Here is a 22,238-nt window from a genome sequence, read left to right on the forward strand (position 1 = left end):
AGGGGCTTATAATACCTACCATTGCAATATATCAATTTACAATGTGAGGTGAAATTATGAGTCCTTTTTTCTTATTCATTTATCTGATTTTTGGTGGAATTTTAGGTGGCCTTCTCTCAACAATTGCAAGTATGGCGTCCCTTGCCACTTATCCAGTCCTCCTTTCAGTTGGTATTCCCCCAGTTTATGCAAATACTACTAATGATGCAGCCTTAATCTGGACTGGTGTTGGATCAACTGCATCTTCACTTAAAGAACTAAAGGGTCACTGGAAACAAGTTAGTTTCTATTCAATTTTTACAATTATTGGATCAGCTTTAGGCTGTATGCTTTTAATTCAATTTCCCGGAAAAATATTTGAGAAGATTGTTCCCTTCTGTATCGCTTTTTCTGGTTTAATGATTTTATTCAGTGGAGAAATTCATCTTGGAAATGAAAGTGATCATCCTAATCGCTTAGTTCAAGCTCTATCACTTTTATGCTTATTGATTGCTGGAGCTTACGCTGGTTACTTCGGTGCTGCTAGTGGCGTTTTAATGTTAGTTATCTTGAATGCAATCAGTGACGACGATTTTCTGACTGTTAATGCTATGAAAAACATTATTGGCGCACTATCAAACTTGGTTGCGCTGATCATTTACATGTTTACTGAAAAAATTTATTGGAACGCTGCTATTCCCTTGGCAATTGGAGCGTTGATTGGTAGTTACTTTGGGCCACGTATCATGCGCCACATTCCGGTTAAGATCATTCGTTTGGTAATTGCTGTTTTAGCTCTCATTCAAGCTGCTTACTTTGCTTATACTGCATATAAATAAAAAAAGATTTTTATCTAGGAAAAATAAATTGGCTTTGCGTAATAAACATATGGGATGACTTCCTCAAATATTTAAAAGATGATAAATTTTATGAATCTTATCATACATATTCTGATCAAGATAGGTCAAAACAATTGCAGGATGGCGTGACAAAGATTATCATTAATTCACAAGTTTCAGCTGAAGGTCAGAGCGAAGATTTAAAAGCCTTGGCTAAATTAATGAACAATGAACCTGTGAATTTAAATAAACATTTTGATTACGCGCAAAGAAGAATTAAAGAAATTAACGAAGATCCAGAAACGAGGGAAAAGATCATACTTTACGAAACGAGAATGCTAGAACGTGAACAAGCTGCAGGAAAAGCTGGATATGAACAAGGAATGAGACATGGCGTTGAACAAGGAAAAGTGGATTCTGCTAAAATTATTCTCGAAAATCAATTGAATAATGGCAGAACTTTGGAACAAGCTACGGAATTTGTGAAAAAATTGAAGCTGATTTCTGATAAAGATCTCGAAAAATTGATCAAAATATATAAATAAAATTGTCAAAAAATAATTCTTAAAACAACAAAAGATTGATTAATCTGCGTTACTAAAACGTTGGTTAATCAATCTTTTTATTTTTTCTAATCTATATCATCGCAAGCGGCGTCTTTTCAGTCGGCTGTGGGAAGTCATTATCTATTAATTTTATTTCGTCTGATGTTAATTTGATATCTTGAGCAGCAATATTCTCCTTCATATGCTTAACCGTTCCCGCTTTAGGAATCGATAAAACATTACCATGTCTTAAAGTCCAAGCTAACATAATTTGGTGCGGAGTTACATTGTGCGCACGAGCTACTATTTTAAGATTATTAGTAATCCTAATCGAATCGCCTTTACCTGAGTTAAATGGAGAATACCCAATAAAACTGACGCTATGCTTTTCTTGCCAAGGTAAAACATCGTACTCTACCCCGCGTTCAGAAAGATTATACAGGTCTTCATTAGCAAAACAATCCTTGCCACCTGGAACACTAAACAGTTCTTCTAAGTCAGCTACATCAAAGTTAGATACACCCCAATGGCGAATTAAGCCTTCCTTTTGTAATTCTTTTAATCCACGTACTGTCTCAGATAAACGCTTATCGCCACGCCAATGAAGCAGATACAAGTCTAAATAATCAGTTCCTAGTCGTTTTAAACTCTTTTCTAAGCTCTGACGCTCTAATTCTGGAGAAGCATGATATGGATAAAATTTTGAGATCAAAAAAATTTGACTGCGATCATAGCCTTTGATTGCTTCACCAATTAATTTTTCACTTTTTCCTTCACCATACATTTCTGCAGTGTCAATTACCTTAATTCCATTATCTAAACCATAGCGAAGCGCCGCTAATTCGTCTTTTTTCTTAGAAGCGTCTTCGCCAATTCCCCAAGTTCCCATGCCTAAACCTGACAAGTTATTTTCTTGAAAACTCTTCTCCATCTCTTCTCACCTCATCTAAATTTTACCGCAGAAAAAAACAAATTTAAAAATGTTAGCGGTTTAAGTTGACTAGACCAATTTTATATTTTATAATGGACTAGACCAATGAATGAGGAGGTACACATAATTATGAAAATCATCGTAACTAAAGATAATATTGAAGGCGGCACTAAGGCATTTGAAATTATTAAAAAGGGAATGGAAAACGGCGACAAAGTTTTAGGCCTTGCAACTGGTTCTTCCCCAATTCCAATGTATGACGATATGTGCGACAGCGACTTAGACTTCTCTGACATGACAAGTATTAACTTAGATGAATACTACGGCTTAAAACCAGATAATGATCAAAGCTATCACTACTTCATGCAAAAACACTTATTCGATAAGAAGCCTTTCAAGCATTCATATATTCCAAATGGAATGGCAAAAGATATTGACGAAGAAGTTGACCGTTATAACGACATTATTGCTGCTAACCCAATTGACATCCAAATTTTAGGTATTGGTAGAAACGGACACATTGCCTTTAACGAACCAGGTACTCCATTTGGCAGCTTAACTCACAAGGTTCAATTAACTGAAAGTACTATTAAGGCAAATTCACGCTTCTTTGACAATGAAGACGAAGTTCCTCGCCAAGCTATTTGTATGGGAATTAAGTCAATTATGCAAAGTAAGAAGATTGTTTTACTAGCCTTTGGCGAATCAAAGCAAGATGCAGTTAAAGCATTAGTTGAAGGTCCAGTTACTGAAGAAGTTCCTGCATCTATTTTGCAAGATCACCCAGATGTAACAGTTATTTGTGACGAAGTAGCTGCAGCAAAACTTGATCCAAAATACAGAAAATAATCCTCATTTAAGACTATTTACTTTGACGAATTAATCTTTTAGATTAGTTCGTCTTTTCTTTTTGCACTTTTTTGATGTGTTCTCTTGACTTTTTTCTTTTATAGCAAATTAAAAAACTACTTGTTTTCATACCAGATATTGAATTACACTATTAAAGCAAACTATATCTTGTAGAAAGAACGTGATGACAGTTATTGTATTGAGCGGGCCTATTGGAGCCGGAAAATCCAGTTTAACCAGTCTTCTTGCAGAGCATCTAGGCACCCAAGCATTTTATGAAGGTGTAGATAATAATCCAATTTTGCCACTTTATTATAAAGACATGGCACATTACACCTTTCTTTTAAATACTTATCTTCTAAACCACCGTTTGGCTCAAATTAACCAAGCTATTCGCGATCATAACAGTGTGTCTGATCGTTCAATTTATGAAGATGCCTTATTTTTCAAAATGAATGTTGACAGTGGAATCGCAGATCCGACTGAATTCAAGATCTACGATAGTTTACTTGAGAATATGATGGAACAAGCTCCAGGCAACCCAAGTAAGAAACCTGATTTGTTAATTTATATTCATGTATCTCTTGATACCATGCTTCACCGCATTCAAAAGCGCGGTCGTACATTTGAACAATTATCAACTGATCCAGGCTTAAAAGACTACTATGCTCGACTTTTATCTTATTACGAGCCTTGGTATGAAAAATATAATGCATCCCCTAAGATGATGATTGACGGCGATAAATATGACTTTGTTGCAGATGAAGAGGCACGAAAAGAAGTTATCAGCACAATTGATCAAAAGCTTACTGATCTAGGTAATCTAAACTAGCTAACGAATAGAAGGAACGTGATGACAGTTATTGTATTAAGTGGGCCCATTGGAGCCGGAAAATCCAGTCTAACAGGTATTCTATCTAAGTATTTGGGTACTAATCCCTTTTACGAAAGCGTAGATGATAATCCTGTTTTGCCATTATTCTATGAAAATCCTAAGAAGTACGCATTTTTATTGCAAGTTTATTTCTTGAATACTCGCTTCCAAAGTATCAAGTCAGCATTAACTGATGATAATAACGTACTCGATCGTTCTATCTACGAAGATGCACTTTTCTTTCAAATGAACGCCGATATTGGCCGTGCTACTAAAGAAGAAGTAGATACTTATTACGAACTTCTACACAATATGATGAGTGAGTTAGATCGGATGCCTAAGAAGAATCCAGATCTTCTTGTTCATATTGATGTATCATACGATACAATGCTTAAACGTATTCAAAAGCGTGGTCGTAACTATGAGCAATTAAGTTATGACCCAACTCTAGAAGACTACTACAAGCGTTTGCTTCGCTATTATAAGCCTTGGTATGAAAAGTATGATTATTCACCAAAGATGACTATTGATGGTGATAAATTCGACTTCATGGCAAGTGAAGAAGATCGTCAAGAAGTCTTGAACCAAATTGTTGCTAAGCTCAAAGAAATGGGCAAGCTTGACGAAGATTGGAAACCAAATTTAGTTAAATAAAGCAAAAACTGCGATCCATACTGGACCGCAGTTTTTCATATATTCACACCATTAAACTAATGTCTTGAAGCGCCGCTTACTGCATCTGCCGCTTCACCTGTTAGTTGATTTTCTTTAGTAACAGGATATGGCTTCATCACACTCTTACTCGTTGAAGAAATTCCCCAATCAGCAGTGTAATCAAGATGATCAATTTTTGCATGTTTAATATCTTCAATTGTCTTACAACCAGTTAATTGCATATCAATTAACAATTCCTTATTCAATTGATCAATAACTGACTGAACGCCTTGAGCACCGCCAAGTGCTAAGCCGTATAAGAAGGGACGACCGATACCGACTAAGTCAGCGCCTAATGCTAATGCCTTAAAGACATGTGATCCGCGACGAACGCCACCATCAAGGATAATCGGAACAGGGTGATCACAACTCTTCACAGCCTTTGCAATTTCAGGCAAAACGTCAATTGTAGCAGGAGCGCCATCAACTTCACGTCCTCCGTGGTTAGAAACTACGATTCCGTCTGCACCTGCACCAATTGCAAGCATAGCATCTTCAGCGCATTCAACACCTTTAACAATTACAGGTACATCTGCAATTTCCTTAATCTTGCGAATATCATCTGGCCCAATATTTTGAGCAGATGAAGCGTACATTTGAGCAACGCTTTGTCCCTCTCCTTTTCCACCAGTCCATTCATTAAAGAAAGCAAGTGGAACAGGATAAGTAAAGTTAGTCCGTAAATTGGCTTCACGGTAGCCACTAACTAGTGCATCTACAGTTAAGAAGAAACCAGTAAAACCGGCTTTAACTGATTCTTCAATCACCATCTTATTGAAGTCCCAGTTCTTGCTTAAATATAATTGCATAAAGCGAGGCGAGTCACCGACTGCGCTTTGCACATCTTGAACACTCTTATTCGCATAAGTACTCATCCCAAATAAAGCGCCAGCAGCCTTTGCACCCTTAGCTGTATCAACTTCTGCTTCTGCATTTGCAATACCATGACAGGCAATTGGACAAATCATGACCGGTGTCTTTAACTCCATCCCTAAAAATTCAGTATTTAGTTTCGGATCCTGCATCCCAGTTAAAGCACGAGGCACAATTTGAAAATGGTTAAATGCTTGGGTATTATTCCGCCAAGTCCATTCATTTTCAGCACCACTAGCTATGTAGTAATAGGCTGCTTCTGGTATTACGTACTTTGCTTCGTTTTCTAGTTCATCCAAGTTAACCATGTGTAGCTTTTCTTCTCTAGTACTTTGTGGAAAGCCCTTATAGTAAGTTGTCATTGATATTTCCTCCAATCATTAAGTAGGTTTCTATACACCTTAATTTTAGGACGATTTCATCAATTTATTAAATAAAAGCTATTATGAAATAATTCACTAAGTCCGACATACTTACTATTTATGTCTTTCATAGCGCTTTCTTTAATTAAAATTCGTGTTTACATTTATTTATCAGAATGCTACACTGTAAAAGTTGCTTATTTAAAGCTAAAAACGAACATTATGTCTGGAGGACAAAATGAATTTTATCAAAAACTACTTTCATTTAGAAAAGTTGGGAACTAATGTTAGAACTGAATTTATTGCAGGTCTAACAACCTTTATTAGTATGTCTTATATTCTTTTCGTTAACCCAAGTGTTCTTGGCGCTAGTGGGATGAATACTGGCGCTGTATTTACCGCAACTGCTTTAGCCGCTGCTCTTGGTACAGCAATTATGGGTATTGTAGCTAACTATCCAATTGGTGAAGCACCTGCCTTAGGTATCAACGCTTTCTTTGCCTACACTGTATGTATTGGGATGAAGGTATCTTGGGAAACTGCTTTAGCCAGTGTTTTCGTTGCATCAATTATCTTTATTTTAATTACCTTGTTTAAGCTAAGAGAAAAGATCATTGATTCTATTCCTTCAGACCTTAAATTTGCCATTTCATCAGGTATTGGTCTTTTTATTGCCTTCCTAGGTCTACAAAATGGTGGCCTAATTGTGGCTAATAAATCAACTTTAGTTGGTTTAGGATCACTTCATAATCCACTCGTTTGGATTACAATTTTTGGTTTAATCGTTACTGTAATTTTAATGATCTTAGGCGTTCCAGGTGCAATTTTCATCGGAATGATTGCTGCATCAATCTTTGGCATTTGTACTGGTCAAATTGCTGTACCACATAAGTTCATTTCTTTAGCACCAAGTCTTGCACCTACCTTTGGTCAAGCCGTTTTCCACGTTAAAGACATTAATTCTCTCCAAATGTGGGTTGTTGTTTTAACTTTCTTACTTGTTACATTCTTTGATACTGCTGGTACCTTAATTGGTCTTGCTCAACAAGCTGGCTTTATGAAGAACAACAAAATGCCACGTGTTGGTAAAGCATTAGCCGCTGATTCAACTGCTATGATGTTTGGTTCTATCTTTGGTACTTCACCTGTTGGAGCTTTCGTTGAATCAAGTGCTGGTATTGCAGTTGGCGGTCGCTCAGGTTTAACTGCTGTCTTTGTTGCCATCTTCTTCTTAATCTCAATGATCTTTAGCCCACTACTTGGCGTCTTCACTACTCAAGTAACTGCTCCTGCTTTAATCATTGTTGGGGTTTTAATGGCACAAAATACTGCTCACATTCATTGGAATAAGCTAGAAATTGCCGTTCCTGCCTTCTTGATTTTACTTGGTATGCCACTTACCTACTCAATTTCTGATGGTTTGGCATTAGGAATGATTACTTACCCAATTTGTATGGTTTCTGCAAAACGTGGTAAAGAAGTCAGTCCAATGATGTGGGTACTGTTTGTAGTATTCATCATCTTCTTGTGGGTTTTGAATTTTAAGTAGGATAAAATTTACTAACGAAAATACCGATTATCATCCATCTTGATAATCGGTATTTTTGTTGCTTTTATTATCTGTAAAGTATACTTAACAAAAAGCGCGATTTTTATAAAGTATACTTTACAGCATCTATAATTAAGTCGTTCATAGTATAATATAAGTATAAAAGTAATCCTTATTTTCCCCACTCAACTGTTTAATTTTTGCAAATACAGAACAGGAGGAATAAAAATGATCATTACGGGTAAAACTATTTTTAAGATAGTCTATATACTTAGCATAATATTCAGCATTACTTACATCGTTTGGAACACTCTTCAGCATAATCCATTAGATCCAACTTACCTTTTGGTTGCCGTCATCAGTATCGTAGCAATGACTTTAGTTTTTATAAAAATCAACAAAGAATAATAATTTCATATCATAAAAAAGGCCCGTACATTCGCACGAGCTTTTTAATTACCAGTTATAATCTGCCAACAAAAGTTTCACTATTCAAACTTTGAATGCAATCTTTACTAAATTGATTAATCTTTTTGCTTGGTACTTTTTTGTTAGCTTTGTCAACCTACATCGACCACCACAAAAAATAAAAACGCCGCTCAATATTATAACTTTGGAAGAGTTATTGAGTAGCGTTCACCGTAAAAAATAATCTTAACCACCGCTCTTAAAGCGGGCTGTATAAGGAGATCCCCGCATCGCCTTTTTTCATATCTAATTATATAGTAATGAATGTCATTTTGATATTTCTTTAATCTCTACAAATTTCTAAGCAATATAATTTCTTTCCACATTTTGGACAAGTTAATTTTCTAAACTTAGGTGTGTGCGGAGAAAAATTAAAAGTTAAAAATGACGGAATAAAGACATCTCCGCAATTTGGGCAAACATATTCAACTTGTTCATAGTAATACCTTGATAATCCCCAAGCTGTTGCAAAAACTATTGCAATTAAAGCTACGACTTCAATTACTAATATTGTCGTCATCTTCATCTGATATAAATAAACTGCAGTCCCAATTCCTGCTATCTCAAATAGCGTTAGGAGTCCACCCCATACCAAGAGTCTGCTTCTCAAAGCTGTCAAATTCTTTTCTTTTCTCATAATATTTGTAATGTCAGAAATATTGGTTAAAGTAGCAGGTAAAAAATTAATTTTTTGTAGATTCTCTATTTGTTTTTGACGCTTGTTTAATTCATTAATTTTTTGTTTATTTTCTCGATACTGCTGCTCTAAAAGCAAATCAAGCGATTGCCCACCACGCTCATCTTGAATGAGCAACTTTATCTGCTTTAATGAAAAGCCAAGTTCTTTTAGATAAATAATTAATTCTATCTGCCTTATCTGTTCTTTTTCATAAAAACGATAGCCATTTTCTTCAATATAAGCTGGCTTAACAAGTCCTTTTTCATCATAGAATCTTAGAGTACGCGTACTTACTTCCAGCATCGCAGCTACTTCACCAATTGAATATTTTTCTTGCATTACTTTCACCTCCTAGCTTCAAGATATCAATTAACGCAAGGTCAAAGTCAATATTTAAATTATAAAATATTATATTTCCCAGGTAATAATGTTCGGATTCTACAAAAAATATATCATTTCTTAATTCATTAGTATCTTTTTTTGTAATTTAATCGAATAATTTTGACTATCATCCTTGAAATAGTTAATATTTTAGATATAATTTTAGTTGAAGATTCGTTTTTGAATGGCTAAAGAGTTAATTTAGTTGTTTAAAATTTTATTTTCTTTCAAAATACGAACATTACCACATCTGGAGGGTTACATGAATTCAATTGGTAAATTTTTCCATTTAAATGAAAACCACACTTCATTTAAAACAGAGTTTTTAGCTGGACTAACTACGTTTGTGAGTATGTCTTACATTCTGTTTGTTAACCCAGCTGTTTTAGGAGCAAGTGGCATGAACAAGGGAGCGTTGTTTACTGCAACAGCCTTATCTGCTGCTTTCACGTGTATTGTAATGGGACTAGTTGCCAATTACCCTATTGCTTCTGCACCAACCTTAGGACTTAACGCATTCTTTACTTACACCGTCTGCTTAGGAATGCACGTTAAATGGCAAACTGCTTTAGCTGCTGTTTTTGTTGCTTCGATTCTTTTCATCTTACTAACTGTATTTAAAGTACGTGAGATGATTATCGATGCTATTCCTAGTGATATTAAATACGCAATCTCAGCTGGTATTGGTTTATTTATTGCCTTTATTGGTCTTCAAGGTGGTAAATTAATTAGCAAGAGTGATTCCACTTTAGTTACTGTTGGTGCTTTGAACAATCCACTTGTTTGGATCACAATTTTTGGTTTAGTTGTTACTATTTTCTTAATGATCGCCAGAGTCCCTGGTGCCATCTTTATCGGAATGATCGTGGCTGCTGTCTTTGGCATCGCCATCGGTCAAATTCCAATGCCTAAGGCCTTTATTTCAGGAGTTCCAAGTCTTTCACCAATTTTTGGTCAAGCTGTTTTCCATATTAGTGATATTAATACTGTCCAAATGTGGATCGTTGTCTTCACTTTCTTACTGGTTACTTTCTTTGATACTACTGGTACTTTAATCGGACTTGTTCAACAAGCAGGCCTCATGAAAGACAACAAAATGCCACGCGCCGGTGAAGCTCTAGCAGCTGACTCATCTGGTATGTTAGTTGGTTCTGTTCTTGGTACTTCACCTGTTGGTGCCTTTGTTGAATCAAGTGCTGGTATCGCAGTTGGTGGTAGAACTGGTCTAACTGCTGTCTGGGTTGGTATTTTCTTCTTAATTTCAACTATCTTCAGCCCAATCTTAAGTGTCTTTACTACTCAAGTAACTGCTCCTGCTTTAATTATTGTTGGGGTATTAATGGCTGAAAACTTAGCACACGTTCACTGGACTGACCTTGAAATTGCAATTCCATGTTTCTTAATCGCACTTGGCATGCCTCTTACCTACTCAATTTCAGATGGTCTTGGCTGGGGCTTAATTATTTACCCAGTATCAATGCTTGCTGCTAAGAGATTCAAAGAAATCACGCCAATGATGTGGATTTTATTCTTTGTCTTCGTCATTTACTTCGTAGTTCTAAATGTGAAATAGGGTTAGGATAATGAAAAAGCTAGTTAGAGACAAAATACCTGAATTCGCTACCTATGCATCTTATCGTCAACTAAAACCTGATGAAAGAGAAGATGCCTTGAAAAATAAAATCGTCGAAGAAGCTAATGAGGTTAAAGCTGCACCCGACGATCAAAATCTCCTTGAAGAATTAGCTGATGTTTATACAGTGTTAGAAGCATTTTTAGATTTTAAAAATATTAGTAAAGAGGAATTACTAAAACAAGTAGAGGCAAAAAAAGCTGAAAAAGGCGGCTTTACCAAATTCCTTTTGATGAATACTGATAAATAATATCTCCTTAAACAAGTAGTTCACATGACTACTTGTTTTTTATTTATCTCCATTTGCGTATACGATAAATTTCTGCTAGAATACTTAACAATCAAGTTATCTATATATCGTCGAAATAAGGTCGACAGTATCTACCCTGAGCCATAAATTCAGGACTATAGGTATCAGACGTCATAAATTTGCTTTAAAGGACATCTTTTACCCATGGCTTTTTTGGGTAAACTGTGTCCTTTTTTCATTTTTATTTTATGTTGGAGAAATGATGCAATTTTTAGATAAAGTCTTTCATTTAGAGGATGCACATACTAATGTCAAACGCGAATTAATCGCTGCTCTTACCACGTTTGTTTCATTGTCATACATCCTTTTTGTTAACCCTAATATTTTAAGTGCAGCTGGTATTAATAAAGGCGCTGCTTTCACTGTTACTGCAATCGCAACTGCAATTGGTTGTTTCTTAATGGGATTCATTGCTAACTACCCAATTGCCTTAGCACCAACTCTTGGTAGTGCAGCCTTTTTCTCATATAACGTAGTTATTGGAATGCATATCAATTGGCAAACCGCTTTAGCTAGTGTGTTAGTTGCTTCAATCTTGTTTATTTTAATTACTGTTTTAAAATTACGTGAAAAAGTTGTTGATGCTATTCCTCAGGACTTAAAATATGCAATCTCTGCTGGTATTGGCCTATTCATTGCTTTTATTGGCTTACAAAATGGTAAATTAATCGTTGATAATAAATCTTCTCTAGTTGGTTTAGGATCATTCAATAATCCAGCTGTTTGGATTACTTTATTTGGCTTAATTTTAACTGTCATCTTAATGGCTGCTAAAGTTCCTGGTTCAATCTTCATCGGTATGATCGTGACTGCTATCTTTGGAATGGTAATTGGTCAAATTCCAATGCCACATGGTATTGTTTCAGGTGCTCCAAGTATTGCGCCTACTTTTGGTCAAGCAGTCTTTCATTTAAAGGACATTAACACGCCACAACTATTTATGGTTGTTTTAACATTCTTATTAGTTACTTTCTTTGATACTGCTGGTACTTTAATTGGGATGACGCAACAAGCCGGGATGGTTGACAAAAACGGTAAAATTCCACGTATTGGTAAAGCCTTCTTGTCAGATTCACTTGCTATGGTTGAAGGTTCTGTTCTTGGTACTGCTCCACTTGGTACTTCTGTTGAATCAAGTGCAGGTATCGCAATGGGTGGTAGAACTGGTTTAACTGCTATTTTTGTTGGTATTTTATTCTTAGTTTCAATGATTTTCAGTCCTCTTCTAGCAGTAATCCCAACTACTGTGACTGCCCCAGCTTTAATTATCGTTGGGGTACTAATGGCAGGAAACCTTAAATATATTCACTGGGATAACTTCGAAATTGCCTTTCCATCATTCTTGGTTGTTGTTGGTATGCCATTAACTTACTCAATTTCTGATGGTTTAGCCTTAGGGATGATTGCTTACCCAATTACGATGATTGCTTCTAAGCGCTACAAAGAAGTATCACCAATGATGTACATTCTATTTGTAATATTCGTTATCTTCTTCCTTATTACAAATATGGGATAAAAATAAAAATGAGATCGTACGCGATCTCATTTTTTATTACCTCGGCAATAATTTACTAGCTTTAGATCATTATTTATTCCATAATGTTAGATATATTTACTAGTGCGCCAAGCTAGTCAATCGAGGAGTATTTGGAATAATGTCAGTTAAACCTATCATTCATGATGAACTTTCTTTAAAATTCAAATCTACGCTAGTCACCAAGCAGGATCTAGCAGCAGCTGAAGATTTGAAAGACACCTTAATTGCTAATAATGGCAAAGCTGCTGGACTTGCAGCAAATATGATCGGTGTACAAAAGCGAATTATTGCTTTATTTGTTGGTCCACTTCCAATTGTGATGCTTAATCCAATTATTGTTAAAAAAGCTGATAAGTATTTAGCTTATGAGGGATGTCTTTCTTTAGAAGGAGAACGTCCGACAGAAAGATATAAGAAAATTACAGTGAAATACCAAAATGAAAACTTTGAAACTCGTCAGCAAGCATTTTCTGATTTCGTCGCTGAAGTAATTCAACATGAAGTTGATCATTGTAATGGAATTTTGATTTAAACTATGTATTTTCAAAAAAGGTAGCACCTCGACTAAAAATCGAAGATGCTACCTTTTTCTTCTATAATTCACGATTTGTTGGTCCACGTTCAATCTTAATTCTAACAATTAAATGAACTAAGTTATATAGCAGAGTAAATGCTAGTAAAATCAACCAAAAATACCAAAATGCATAAATAATTAACAAAATAGCTGGAAAAACACTTAAAATAACTGCAATTAGACTATCAGCTAGTTTCAATTTTTTATTAAAAATTCCACTTCTCACTAATTGATATGACTTAAAACCTAAATATCCTGCACCAGTTAGTCCAAATATTCTTAATAGCACGTCAACATTCACAAAGACACATACCATGCTTAATCCCATATACAAAACGCCAATGACAATCAATATAATTCGTACTGATCTAGTAATAGCATGGCTTTCTTCTAATCCTTGCTCTATATCAACAAGATAATAAATAATCGCGCATAAACCGACTAATCGATACAACCAGCCAATATTCCAAAATGCCAAAAAGAACATAACGCAACTTAAAATAACTTCGGCCACACCAAGAAGACGGTTTAGTTTTCTGTTCTTAACAATTAAGTCTGGCCGCATACAATCATTCCCATCTGATCCTATAATTCACGATTTGTCCCATCGTGTTCAACCTTAATTCTGACAATTAAGTGTAATAAGTTATATGCCAACGCAAAGATCAAAAGAAATAGCCAGAGAATATCTCTTGGAGCTAATGCAACTACTAATGACGCCACTACTATTCCCAAAAAAATTGCTATCATGCTATCGGCAAACTTCAGATTCTTATTCTTCAAGTCTTTACGTAAGACCGCATTAGTTTTAAAGCCCAAATATCCAGCACTGACAATTCCAAATGCCACTAATAAAAAATCTAAATTAACAAAGACAAAAATAATACTCATAAGCTCGTAAATTGTACCAAGAACAATAAAAATAATTTTTTGCGTGCGACTAATTACCTTACTATCTTCTAGCATTTGTTCCACATCAATCCAGAAATAAAGAATAACCGCCACCACAATAAAAATGAGTAGCCAGCCGATGTTTTTTACAGTAAAAAAGACCATCATAACTACAATCAGCAAACTGATAAATCCAAAATACTTATCTTGCTTTTTTCTTTTTGCTAATTCAATCCATCTTTTATCGTCCATCTACTCACCTTCCCGTTTTAGTTGTCTAGATTTTACTATGAAATATTTGCTTTAACAATATTTTAATCATATTTTTATACAAATTGTGTAGTTTTCATTGTTGACAAGCGTAAACATAAAGATATATGATTACAGTTGTAAACGAAAGGAAAGTAAAAATGAACGAAAAGAATTTATCTCCTATTTCAGACAGTGAATGGGAAGTAATGCGTATTGTCTGGACATTAGGTGAAACTCACACAAATCAAATCCTAAAAGAACTTCAAGCAAAAAAGAATTGGTCAGACTCTACTATCAAAACACTAATTAGACGTTTAGTTCAGAAAGGCTGGTTAACTGCCAAGCACGAAGGACGACGTTATACCTACACTGCTACTGTTAGTCAGACAGATATGATGTACAACGAAGCTAAATCCTTATTAAACCGAATGTGTGACATGCATAAGGGCGAAGTGATCTTAAAACTTTTAGAGGACTCACCTATTTCTAAAGGCGATTTAATGAAGATGCAAGAAGAAATTAGTCAAAAAGAAAAAACAGCACCGGACATGGTTCCATGCAACTGCTTAAAAACCGGCTCTACTATTTGCTAGGAGGACTTAAAAATGAATACTAGTCAAATCATCGTCTTAATTATCGGAATAATTTTAATTGGCTTTATTGTTTGGTGGTTCTTTGGCAAACATAAGGAAGCTACAGGAAGTGGAACTATTGTTAATGACGAACAAACTGCGACAATTGTAGTTAACGGTGGATACTCTCCTTCAACAGTAGTTCTAAAGAAAGGGATACCTGCACAAGTTAATTTTGATATGCGCGATTCTACTGCCTGTTTATCCCACGTTGTCTTTGAACAATTAGGCGTTAATAAAGATCTAACTAAACAAAAAATCACTACTGTCAATATTCCAACTGACAAAACTGGTACTTATAACTTTGCCTGCGGAATGGACATGTTTCATGGAAAAGTAATTGTTAAATAAAGAAAGGAACTACTAAAATGAGTATTTTTTCAAAAAAACAAACTAAAAAAGTTGTTGTTAATGCAGAAAATCACGGCTACAAACCAGATGTAATTACTTTTAAATCAGGTAAACCCGCACAAGTTAAGTTCATTCCTTCTGATAACATGGGCTGTATGAACGAGATTGTCTTCAAAGATCTTGGTATTGACAAGGTTCTTGACGGTAAAAACGAAGTAGTTGTTAACATCCCAACTGATAAGCCAGGTACTTACAATTTTGCCTGCGGAATGGATATGTTCCATGGAAAGGTCGTTGTTAAATAATGAAACTATCAAATATTAAGCGTTTTTGGATATCATTCATCCTATCTATTCCAATGCTTATTCAAATGTTCGCCATGCCTTTTCATTGGATGATGCCAGGATATAACTGGATTGCGCTTATTACGACTACGATCATTATGGCGATTTCTGCCCTACCTTATTGGAAAAGTGCAATTGCTGCTTTCAAAAAGCACAGTGCTAATATGAACACCCTAGTTGCTACAGGTACAGCAGTTGCTTACTTCTATAGTATCTTTGCGATGATTACCAACCGTCCAGTTTACTTTGAAAGTGCAGCCTTTGTTACTGTCTTTGTCCTACTTGGTGATGCGATGGAAGAAAAGATGCACGATAACGCATCAAACGCTCTAGGTAAATTGATGGGCTTGCAAGCAAAAGATGCCGAAGTTCAAAGAGATGGTAAGTTCGTTAAACTTCCACTTGATCAAGTTAAAGTTGGCGACATTATCCGCGTTAAGCCAGGTGAAAAGATTCCAGTTGATGGCGAAATCTTAGAAGGTGTTACAACGCTTGATGAATCAATGGTTACCGGCGAAAGTATGCCAGTTGTCAAAAAAGTTGGTGACACCGTTGTAGGTTCCACTATTAATAGTAACGGCACAATTACTTTCAAAGCCACTAAGGTGGGCTCCGACACAATGCTCGCTCAAATTGTTGACTTAGTTAAAAAAGCGCAAACTAGTCACGCTCCAATTCAAAATTTAACAGATAAGATATCCAATATCTTTGTTCCAGCTGTAATGATTATCGCTATTTTAACTTTTATTATCTGGTATTCATTTTTAGGTGCGACTGCTGTAGAAGCCATGCTATTTGCCGTTAGCGTTATCGTCATTGCCTGCCCATGTGCTTTAGGTTTAGCCACACCAACCGCATTAATGGTCGGAACTGCTCGCAGCGCCAAAATGGGCGTCTTAATCAAAAACGGTGAAGTATTACAAGAAGTTAGCGACTTAGATACAGTTGTATTTGATAAAACTGGTACTATCACAGTCGGTAAGCCAGAGGTGACTGACGTTGTAGGTGATCAAAAGCAAGTTCTAACTATTGCTGCTAGCCTAGAAGAGTCCTCGGAGCACCCTCTTGCTACAGCAATTGTCAAAAAAGCTGAAACTGAAAAATTAGCAATTGAAAAAGTTGATGATTTTGAAGCAATTGAAGGTAAAGGCGTTAAGGCTAACTACAATGGTCAAACTGCTTTTGTTGGTAGTGATCGCTTACTGGCAGATGTTGATATTTCCCAGGAAATGTCACAAAAAGGTACTGCCTTACAAAATGAAGCTAAAACGGTAGTCTATGTTGGCTTAGACGGGAAAATTATTGGCTTAGTTGCTATTCAAGATGTACCAAAGCCAAGTTCACATGAAGCTATTAAAGAGCTAAGAGAGCGTGGTTTAAAGACCATCATGCTTACAGGAGACAATAAGAATGTCGCTGAAGCTATTGCTAAACAAGTAGGTATTGACCAAGTCATTGCTGGAGTTTTACCTAATGAAAAAGCAATGCACATTCAAGAACTCCAAGAACAAGGTAAGAAAGTTGCTTTTGTAGGTGACGGAATTAATGATGCTCCAGCACTTTCAACTGCTGATGTTGGAATCGCTATGGGATCAGGAACTGACATTGCCATTGACTCTGGTGGTATCGTCTTAGTTCAAAATGACCTACGTGGTGTTGTTCGCGCACTTGATATTTCTAAGAAGACATTTAACAGAATTAAGTTGAACCTCTTCTGGGCTCTAATTTACAATACAATTGGTATTCCAATTGCAGCAGGATTATTTGTTGGCTTAGGATTTACTCTTAGTCCTGAATTAGCTGGTTTAGCTATGGCATTTTCATCCGTTTCTGTAGTTGGTAGTTCATTGATGCTTAATAAAACAAAAATTGCTGGTGATACAGCTAAAGCATAGTTAGATAACCAAAACGGCCTAGTATCAATTTAGATACTGGGCCGTTTTTTAGTCTATTGTTCTTTATATTTATCCAAAAATTTTATCATCTCTTTACCAAAAGCTGACATCCCACCCCATTCAAAACTTTTTAGAATCAATTTACACTTCTTTAAATGTCTTGCCTTTCTATCAGTGTGATAAGCAATTAGTTCTTCATAAAAAGTAAGCATTTCACGATAAAGAAAAAATTCAGGGATAACCTTAATTTGCTGGCCTAGACTGATAAGCTTATTTGTTTCATTATATTTTTTCTCTTCAATTCCCTGCTTTAATACATTCAGTATAATCGCAAATAAAATTTCGTCTTGCCTTTCGACTTTTTTCTTTTTTAATGCTTTAACAATCTGTCTAATTATTTGCTGATTACTATCAAAATCATATAAATCTACAAAATTCGCATAGACTGATAATTTATAAGTATCATATTCTGGCATTAAGAATATCTTTTCTTTTAGCTGATTTCTTAAATTAATGTCAAAAGTTTCAGGATCGTCTTTTTCTGATTCTAAAACACCATCAATTATCAGCAGCATATCTTTCTTCATATCAGCTTCGACATCTAATTTAACAGCTTTTGCCTTAATTTTTTTAATTTGAGCTAATGAATTATCTGCATAATTAGCTTTAGTTATTTCCTCAAAAATGGCATTAACTTTATTTACCTGCTCTTGATGTGGATCTATTTCTAGTTTTTCAAAAAAAGTCTTAACTGAAATGGCATTATGCGTTAGAAGCAATAACAAATCATCAGCAGTAATTCGATGAATATTCTTTTCAACTTTAGAATAGTAAGACTGACTAACAATTCCAGCCGAAAACTCTTTCTGATTTTTATTTTGTTTTACGCGATATTCTTTAAGCAATTCACCAACAGTCATTTTGGCACCTCAAAATAATTCGAATACGACTATTCTAGAAATAATTTTACTTTCTTGATATTATGAAAGCAACATTAAATTTAAAGGAGTAATCAGTTATGAACAGATTTAAAATTCGTGGCGGACTTGGTGATTCTGCCGTAGCAAACCCTGACGTTAAATTACAAGATAACTTATACTTAGCTACTAATTCAAACTGGCTTGAACATGCAGAAATTCCAGCTGACCGTCCCATGATTGGTGGCTTCACAGAGTTAGACATCAAGGTTAAAAAGCAATTGTCACAAGATTTTGATAACTTTGCTTCTAACGACAAATCACTTCCTAAGATTGCAAATCTAGATAAAGCTGTTCGGCTTTATCAACTTGCACTGGACTTTAAGCAAAGAAATGCGGACGGCGCTCAACCTATCCAAACAGACTTACAAAAGCTTACTTCTCTAAAGAACTTTTCAGATTTTGATAAACATACTGTTGATCTAGTTAAGTCTGCACTTGCTTTTCCTTTTAATCTTAGCGTTGATGTTGATATGAAAAATACAACTAAGAATGCTCTCTACTTTAGTTCGCCAGAAACATTCTTACCTGATGCTGGCAACTACAAAGATTCTTCTGCTGATCAATTACTAACTATTTTTGAAAAACAATCAGTGCAACTTTTAAAACTAGCTGGCTTTAATGAAAACGAAAGTAAAAAATACGCCGCTAATGCTATTAAATTCGATAAACTCTTAGCCAAATATAAAAAATCACAAGAAGAATTAAACGATATTGCTGGTATTTATAATCCTTACTCAATTTCCGACTTTAAAGCAGCTTTTACTAACATGAATATTGATCAATTGCTTAATGGGCTACTTCCTAATTCACCTGAAAAGGTAATTATAACTGAACCTAAATTCTTGCAGCACATTAATGAACTATTAAGTCCTGATAAATTTGAGGAACTGAAGAGTTGGCTTGTAGTTACCTTCATTAATCATTATGCTACTTATCTTTCTCAAGAATTTCGTGAAGCGGCCTTTGCTTACGATCATGCAGTATATGGAGCAAAAGAATTGCAAAGCCAAGCCCAGCATGCTTATGGGATTGCTAATAATATACTAGGCGAAGTCATTGGTCTCTACTATGGTCAAACTTACTTTGGACCAGAAGCCAAAGCAGACGTGGAACAAATGATAAGAAAAATTCTTGCAACTTACAAAGCAAGACTCCAGACTAACGACTGGCTTACGTCTTCTACACAAAAGCAAGCTCTAAAAAAGCTCGATGCAATTACGTTAAAAATTGGTTATCCAGATAAACTTAGCGACCTATATGATCAAATTCAAGTATCATCAGAAAAATCTTTATATGAAAACATTATCGCTGCTAATCAAACCCAACTCGTCCATAATTTTAGCCAATTAAACAAACCCGTTGATCGAACTCTTTGGGGAGCAGATCTTCCAGCAAATGAGATTAATGCAGGTTATAATCCAACAAATAATGATATTACTTTCCCTGCAGGAATCTTGCAAAAGCCTTTTTATAGTCTAGATAATACCCTAAGTGAAAACTTAGGTGGTATTGGAGCTGTTATCGGTCATGAAATTACGCATGCTTTCGATCCAAATGGTTCTAAATTTGATGAAGTCGGCAATATTCGTAATTGGTGGAGTGACGAGGATTATGTTAAGTTTAATGAACTGTCCAAATCTGAAATCACTTTATTTGATGGTATTGTCTGTGGCGGAATTAAAACAAATGGTAATCTAACTGTTGGTGAAAATGTAGCTGACTTAGGTGGCCTTACAGCTGCAGTAGAAACTGCCAAAAAAGAAAATGGTAATTTGCAAGAAGTATTTCAAAGCTGGGCTAAAATCTGGCGTGGTAAAATGACGCCCCAAGTTAGAAAAACGCTCATTGCCTATGACCCACATGCACCACGAGAGCTTAGGACAAATGTTACTGCCCAATCTATTGATGACTTTTATACAGCTTTTGATATTACGCCTGGCGATGGCATGTGGCTTGATCCTGAAAAACGAGTACATATTTGGTAATTAAAAGTTTTCATCATAAAGTAAGTTTTTGCAAGAAGTCTGATAAATTTACTTTACGAGGTAAAAATATGAAACCTGAGTTAATTAACAGACCGCAATATTTAAACAAACTAATTGATTTTATTGCTACAAAAGATTGGTTACTAAATTAAAAACGCAAAAAAGACTGAATCTAGAGATATCAAAATCTCGATTCAGTCTTTTTTAGTTAGTCTAATTTTTCACCCATTGCTTGTTCACGTTTAGCTTCACGTTTTCTAAGCCATGGTAAAACGAATCCTAATCCAAACAATACTACAACAGTAATAATGTTCATCCATAATTGGTGAGTAAAGGCCTTAGTGCCTACTGCAACGTTTTGAGGGATAAATCCTAAAGTAGCACAGACAAAGGTAAATAGTAAGCACCAACCACCAACAGTTAAAGCACCAGCCTTATTTTTAATAAAGACATAGTCTGAGTGGTACTTATCTTGGTGCATTCTCATTGCTACAAAAGCAAAGAATACCCAACAAGTCTTATATGGTGAAATAATTCCGTTAACGTTCAATAGCCAGTTATAGATGGTATTAATGTTAGGCAACGTTCCTGTTAAGAGTAATAAGAACAAGCTAAGTCCAACAGTAAATGTGTACGAGTGAATTGGACGTCCATTCTTGTTTTTCTTAGTAAGCCATTTAGGCATGAACTTAGAACCAACATCCCCTGCAAATACACGACTTGATGCATCAAGTAACACTGCAAGTTGAGCCATCATGAAGATTGCTTGCACAACCGCAAAGATGTACATTAACACCTTACCTACACCTAAGCTTTCACCAAGTAATTGGAAAGCGTAGTAAGGTCCATTCATCTTGAAGTCATGTGGAATATGGTGAGCGTTAAAGAACATTGCTAAAGCCAAGGTTCCAAAAATCGTTAAGAAACCAGTCATAATAGCAAGCATCCACATTGCTTTTGGAAAATCTCTCTTAGGATTCTTCATTTGTTGTACGTAAGGTGCAGCAAGTTCAGCACCAGACATTGCAAAGATCAAAAGACCAGTAGTTGAGAAGTAATTCAAACTGAATGAAGGCTTAAATGCTCCCCAGTTAAATGGTTGAGTTGCAATATGGTGTCCATGCATTACTGACCATGCAGCAAGCAATACAAAGAGCATTGACATAATGAACATTGCTCCCCCACCAATTAAAGAAAGAATTTCTAGTGAATTACGAAGTTTGTTTTCTAATAAAATAAAGATCAAAATGATCACAAAAGTTAAGATTCCGAACCAAAAGGTCGACATCTTCTTGTCTAAGCTGTTGTTGCCAAAAATCATCCAGCTAAATGAAACAATAACTGAGTTTGATACATCAACGATATATGGCACACTCTGCACCCAATACATCCAAGAGGTCCAGTATCCTAAGGTATCGTTTGTACTTCTTCTGACCCAAGAAGCAAGTCCACCGTCTTGATTATCAAAAGTCAAACTCATCTGACTACTAATCAATGCGTAAGGAATAACGTAAGTAAATAAAAGAAAGATCCAAGAAATTACAACTGAAAGTCCTTGGTTTTGAAATGGATAGAAGATATTTTCAAAACTAATAATCGTTACAAAGTCAATCAGCGCAATAACAGGCCAACTCATATAGTGCTTTTTATTCGGTTCTAAATCATTTAAGACATCTGGTTTATCCAATTTTCAATTTCCTCCAAAATTAAAATATTTATCTAAATCCAACGTTTTAAATTTGGAGGCTTCAAAACTATCATTAAAGTATTCAAAATCACTTGTAGAAATCCTCTATAAATCGCTATAATTT

General features: G+C 35.4%; 23 protein-coding genes and 1 riboswitch. Of the genes, 16 read left to right on the plus strand and 7 right to left on the minus strand.

Annotated features, from left to right (window positions below; genetic code table 11):
* The first annotated feature begins 56 nt into the window (after nt 1-56).
* Both LGAS_RS09140 and LGAS_RS09145 read left to right on the plus strand, forming a co-directional pair.
* Entirely contained in the window at nt 57-818 is a 762-nt protein-coding gene (locus LGAS_RS09140; RefSeq protein WP_011679006.1) for a sulfite exporter TauE/SafE family protein, read from the plus strand.
* A 134-nt stretch (nt 819-952) separates the two neighbouring features.
* Nucleotides 953-1,363, plus strand: coding sequence for a hypothetical protein (locus LGAS_RS09145; protein WP_003648168.1), 411 nt, complete (start codon nt 953-955; stop codon nt 1,361-1,363).
* Between the two features lie 91 nt (nt 1,364-1,454).
* On the opposite strand, the gene LGAS_RS09150 is transcribed toward LGAS_RS09145, so the two are convergent.
* On the minus strand, nt 1,455-2,294 hold the full coding sequence (locus LGAS_RS09150; protein ID WP_011679007.1) for an aldo/keto reductase: 840 nt from the start codon (nt 2,292-2,294) through the stop codon (nt 1,455-1,457).
* 129 nt (nt 2,295-2,423) lie between these two features.
* Here LGAS_RS09150 and nagB point away from each other — a divergent pair, with 129 nt between their 5' ends.
* The 3 genes from nagB (at nt 2,424) to LGAS_RS09165 (ending at nt 4,671) form a co-directional block, all read left to right on the plus strand.
* Nucleotides 2,424-3,143 (plus strand): glucosamine-6-phosphate deaminase, encoded by a 720-nt coding sequence (gene nagB, locus LGAS_RS09155; RefSeq protein ID WP_003648167.1) that lies wholly within the window; start codon nt 2,424-2,426, stop codon nt 3,141-3,143.
* Nucleotides 3,144-3,324: 181 nt separating this feature from the next.
* Nucleotides 3,325-3,975, plus strand: coding sequence for a deoxynucleoside kinase (locus LGAS_RS09160; protein WP_003648166.1), 651 nt, complete (start codon nt 3,325-3,327; stop codon nt 3,973-3,975).
* 21 nt (nt 3,976-3,996) lie between these two features.
* A complete protein-coding gene (locus tag LGAS_RS09165) occupies nt 3,997-4,671 on the plus strand; it encodes a deoxynucleoside kinase (RefSeq protein ID WP_003648165.1) in 675 nt (224 codons plus the stop codon).
* Nucleotides 4,672-4,727: 56 nt separating this feature from the next.
* On the opposite strand, the gene LGAS_RS09170 is transcribed toward LGAS_RS09165, so the two are convergent.
* A complete protein-coding gene (locus tag LGAS_RS09170) occupies nt 4,728-5,966 on the minus strand; it encodes an alpha-hydroxy-acid oxidizing protein (RefSeq protein ID WP_003653222.1) in 1,239 nt (412 codons plus the stop codon).
* Nucleotides 5,967-6,204: 238 nt separating this feature from the next.
* On the opposite strand from LGAS_RS09170, the gene LGAS_RS09175 reads away from it, so the two are divergent.
* Both LGAS_RS09175 and LGAS_RS09180 read left to right on the plus strand, forming a co-directional pair.
* Nucleotides 6,205-7,515, plus strand: a complete 1,311-nt coding sequence (locus tag LGAS_RS09175) for an NCS2 family permease (RefSeq protein ID WP_003650577.1) — start codon at nt 6,205-6,207, stop codon at nt 7,513-7,515.
* 228 nt (nt 7,516-7,743) lie between these two features.
* Nucleotides 7,744-7,923 (plus strand): hypothetical protein, encoded by a 180-nt coding sequence (locus LGAS_RS09180; RefSeq protein WP_003648163.1) that lies wholly within the window; start codon nt 7,744-7,746, stop codon nt 7,921-7,923.
* Between the two features lie 343 nt (nt 7,924-8,266).
* Here the strand turns inward: LGAS_RS09180 and LGAS_RS09185 are convergent, their stop codons facing one another.
* On the minus strand, nt 8,267-9,001 hold the full coding sequence (locus LGAS_RS09185; RefSeq protein ID WP_021314941.1) for a MerR family transcriptional regulator: 735 nt from the start codon (nt 8,999-9,001) through the stop codon (nt 8,267-8,269).
* 304 nt (nt 9,002-9,305) lie between these two features.
* Between LGAS_RS09185 and LGAS_RS09190 the strand changes: the two genes are divergently transcribed.
* From LGAS_RS09190 to LGAS_RS09205, 4 genes are all read left to right on the plus strand, one after another.
* Complete coding sequence (locus LGAS_RS09190; protein WP_003650572.1) at nt 9,306-10,616, plus strand: NCS2 family permease; 1,311 nt, start codon at nt 9,306-9,308, stop codon at nt 10,614-10,616.
* Between the two features lie 10 nt (nt 10,617-10,626).
* Nucleotides 10,627-10,926, plus strand: coding sequence for a nucleoside triphosphate pyrophosphohydrolase (locus tag LGAS_RS09195; RefSeq protein ID WP_003648162.1), 300 nt, complete (start codon nt 10,627-10,629; stop codon nt 10,924-10,926).
* 80 nt (nt 10,927-11,006) lie between these two features.
* Nucleotides 11,007-11,104, plus strand: a riboswitch (purine riboswitch).
* 84 nt (nt 11,105-11,188) lie between these two features.
* Nucleotides 11,189-12,502 (plus strand): NCS2 family permease, encoded by a 1,314-nt coding sequence (locus tag LGAS_RS09200; RefSeq protein WP_003648161.1) that lies wholly within the window; start codon nt 11,189-11,191, stop codon nt 12,500-12,502.
* 139 nt (nt 12,503-12,641) lie between these two features.
* Nucleotides 12,642-13,055, plus strand: a complete 414-nt coding sequence (locus tag LGAS_RS09205) for a peptide deformylase (protein WP_003648160.1) — start codon at nt 12,642-12,644, stop codon at nt 13,053-13,055.
* A 61-nt stretch (nt 13,056-13,116) separates the two neighbouring features.
* Here the strand turns inward: LGAS_RS09205 and LGAS_RS09210 are convergent, their stop codons facing one another.
* Nucleotides 13,117-13,662, minus strand: coding sequence for a hypothetical protein (locus LGAS_RS09210; protein WP_003650569.1), 546 nt, complete (start codon nt 13,660-13,662; stop codon nt 13,117-13,119).
* Between the two features lie 20 nt (nt 13,663-13,682).
* On the minus strand, nt 13,683-14,240 hold the full coding sequence (locus LGAS_RS09215; RefSeq protein WP_003653228.1) for a hypothetical protein: 558 nt from the start codon (nt 14,238-14,240) through the stop codon (nt 13,683-13,685).
* Between the two features lie 158 nt (nt 14,241-14,398).
* Here LGAS_RS09215 and LGAS_RS09220 point away from each other — a divergent pair, with 158 nt between their 5' ends.
* The 4 genes from LGAS_RS09220 to LGAS_RS09235 are packed head-to-tail and all read left to right on the plus strand — an operon-like array spanning nt 14,399 to nt 17,462.
* The gene (locus tag LGAS_RS09220) at nt 14,399-14,833 is read left to right on the plus strand and encodes a CopY/TcrY family copper transport repressor (RefSeq protein ID WP_003650565.1); all 435 of its coding nucleotides are present in this window, start codon (nt 14,399-14,401) and stop codon (nt 14,831-14,833) included.
* A 12-nt stretch (nt 14,834-14,845) separates the two neighbouring features.
* Nucleotides 14,846-15,223 (plus strand): cupredoxin domain-containing protein, encoded by a 378-nt coding sequence (locus tag LGAS_RS09225; RefSeq protein WP_003648155.1) that lies wholly within the window; start codon nt 14,846-14,848, stop codon nt 15,221-15,223.
* Nucleotides 15,224-15,240: 17 nt separating this feature from the next.
* Nucleotides 15,241-15,528, plus strand: coding sequence for a cupredoxin domain-containing protein (locus tag LGAS_RS09230; protein WP_003648154.1), 288 nt, complete (start codon nt 15,241-15,243; stop codon nt 15,526-15,528).
* Nucleotides 15,528-17,462: a copper-translocating P-type ATPase gene (locus tag LGAS_RS09235; RefSeq protein ID WP_003653230.1), complete on the plus strand. Its 1,935-nt coding sequence runs from the start codon at nt 15,528-15,530 to the stop codon at nt 17,460-17,462. Before LGAS_RS09230 ends, LGAS_RS09235 begins: the two co-directional genes overlap by 1 nt.
* 53 nt (nt 17,463-17,515) lie before the next feature.
* Here LGAS_RS09235 and LGAS_RS09240 read toward each other — a convergent pair whose 3' ends face one another.
* The gene (locus LGAS_RS09240; RefSeq protein ID WP_003650561.1) at nt 17,516-18,382 is read right to left on the minus strand and encodes a helix-turn-helix domain-containing protein; all 867 of its coding nucleotides are present in this window, start codon (nt 18,380-18,382) and stop codon (nt 17,516-17,518) included.
* Between the two features lie 98 nt (nt 18,383-18,480).
* Between LGAS_RS09240 and LGAS_RS09245 the strand changes: the two genes are divergently transcribed.
* Nucleotides 18,481-20,427 carry a M13 family metallopeptidase gene (locus tag LGAS_RS09245; RefSeq protein ID WP_003650559.1) on the plus strand — a complete coding sequence of 649 codons (1,947 nt, stop codon included), beginning with the start codon at nt 18,481-18,483 and terminating at the stop codon, nt 20,425-20,427.
* Between the two features lie 208 nt (nt 20,428-20,635).
* Here LGAS_RS09245 and LGAS_RS09250 read toward each other — a convergent pair whose 3' ends face one another.
* Complete coding sequence (locus LGAS_RS09250; protein ID WP_003648151.1) at nt 20,636-22,114, minus strand: APC family permease; 1,479 nt, start codon at nt 22,112-22,114, stop codon at nt 20,636-20,638.
* Nucleotides 22,115-22,238 lie beyond the last annotated feature (124 nt).

Source organism: Lactobacillus gasseri ATCC 33323 = JCM 1131 (assembly GCF_000014425.1).
Lineage (GTDB): Bacteria > Bacillota > Bacilli > Lactobacillales > Lactobacillaceae > Lactobacillus > Lactobacillus gasseri.